This window comes from Synechococcus sp. R8-2 (assembly GCF_047461715.1).
Lineage (GTDB): Bacteria > Cyanobacteriota > Cyanobacteriia > Thermostichales > Thermostichaceae > Thermostichus.
Map to the genome: position 1 here is coordinate 1 of NZ_JANSHQ010000010.1, position 2,054 is coordinate 2,054.

The following is a 2,054-nucleotide window of genomic DNA, read 5'->3' on the forward strand; positions in this document are numbered from 1 at the left end:
GCTGAAGCGGATATCGCTGAGGGGAGGTTGGATGCGGCTGTTGAGTTTCTTGAGAATGAGCTGACGTTGCAAGGTTAAATTTTGCGCCCAGGCCGGGGTAGAGGTGGCCACTTGCAGCACCTGTCGGCGCACGCTGAGGGGATAGGTTTGGGCGGCTACGGCCTCTCCGACGAGTTCGGGCCAAAGCTGCCGCAGGGTTTGCATTTGCTTCAGTTCAGCCCAACGGGGATGGCTGCCAAAGCTTCCCAGTACCTCATCTAACCGCTGCAACATGGTGTCGATAGGGTGTCAATGGCAGGCAATAGCTTAGGAAACACCATTTTGGTCTTCCGGCGATTGTGCTGCTTCTTTGAGGGCAGAGTGAATGGAGTCGGTATCGGGCAAAGAAGGGGATCCGCCATTTTGACTGAGGGGGGCAAATCCCTCTAGGCTGCGGATATGAATATCTTGTTGCGGGAAGGGGATGCGGATCCCACGTCGCCGAAACTCAGCCTCGATTAGGAAGTTTAGCTCGCTGATCAAGACAAACTGATCTTGAGGACGGTTGATCCACACCAGCAGCTCAAAGTTAAGTGCAGAAGGGCCAAAGGACTTGAGCCAGACTTGGGGGGCAGGGCTGCTCAACACCCGAGCATTTTCTTTGGCGGCGCTGAGCAGAGCTTCGGTAACCAGGGCCGTATCGGAGCCGTAGGCCACGCCCACAGGAATGTGAATGCGACAGCGGGGATCCCGGTAGCTCCAGTTCACCACCTTTGATTCGGTAAAGCGGGAGTTGGGCACGATCACAAAAATGCGATCCAGGGTGCGCAAGACGGTGGCCCGTGGGCCAATGCGCTCCACTGTGCCGAGCAGGTTGTCCACTTCCACCAGATCCCCGATTTGGATGGGGCGCTCCAGCAAAATGGCAATGTAGCTGATGTAGTTGTTGGAGAGGTTTTGCAAACCAAAGCCGATCCCCAAACCCACTGCCCCGGCAATGACCGCCAAGGAGCTCAAATTAAGACCGCTGAAGGGCAAGACCAGAAGGATGCCGAACAGGGTCAGGATGTACTTGAAGATGGCCGCCGAAGACTCTTGGGTGCCCAGATCCAGCCCCAGGCGTGCCAAAAAGCGCTGCTTGAAGCCAACACTGACGTAGTGGGCGCCGGTGAAAACCAAGATGGAGAGGACGAGGAAGACCAGCAAGCTGGCAATCGAAACGCTGGAGTTGGGCAGAGGCTGGGTGAGAACGCCCAGAGCCGTGGCGACCACACGACCCAGGCCCAGGTAAAAGGAGCGCTGAAACGGTCGTAGGGCAGGGATGAAGCTGATACCGCGATCCAGCGAGATGCCGGCGATGAGGATTGCCCCCACGCCCCGCAGCAGCATCCCACCCACATCAATCCAGGTGCCCCAGGTCTCTCCGGCCTTAAGCTCCAACCAGCGTTGCAAGCGGGTTAGGCTGCGGTCGAACAGCCGCCAGAGAAAGAACCCCACCACCAGGGTGGCGATCCCTGCCAAAAGGGTCAGAACCAGCACGCGCGGATCCTGGGCCCGCTGCAGAGCCAGCAGATCTTCGCGGTAATCGGCAATCGCTTGCTCCAACCGCCGCGCCCAACTGTTAGCCACCAGACGCACGTCATTCAGGCTCACCTGACCCGGTGCCACCCTGCGCTCTGCGGCTGCATCGGCATAGGTGACGGTGAACAAATACCGTTGTGTGCGCTCAAAGCGGCCTCTTTCCCCCAGGCGTAAGATGTATTGCCCATTGGCATCCTGGGCTACCCGTACCTCTGGCTGTGGTAACTGCCCTTCTTCGAGAAAGCGCTCGATGATCGCCCGAACGTTGTCGGCCCGCACATCGCTGGGGTAGTCTGCCGTCTGCAGGCGGAACACCGGTATGTTCCCGACCAGCACCTCTGTGCCCTCTTGGCCGGTCAAAGGGATCCCGACTGGGCTGGGAGCCGGAGCAGGGGATCCCTCAGGAGTTGGCGCTTCAGCCGGTGTGGGTCGGGGATCGGCCAGGAAAAAGTTGGGATCCCGAAATTCAAGGGCTTGAGCCAAGGGGATCCCTG

The 2,054-nt window shown here is 59.1% G+C and carries 2 protein-coding genes; both read right to left on the bottom strand.

Going from position 1 to position 2,054, the window contains the following annotated elements; genetic code table 11:
- The coding region (locus tag NW819_RS00210; RefSeq protein WP_414412534.1) for a DUF721 domain-containing protein at window positions 1-273 on the bottom strand (273 nt) is incomplete at its 3' end.
- A gap of 33 nt (window positions 274-306) precedes the next feature.
- On the bottom strand, window positions 307-2,054 hold a 1,748-nt coding region (locus tag NW819_RS00215; protein ID WP_414412535.1), incomplete at its 5' end, for a mechanosensitive ion channel family protein.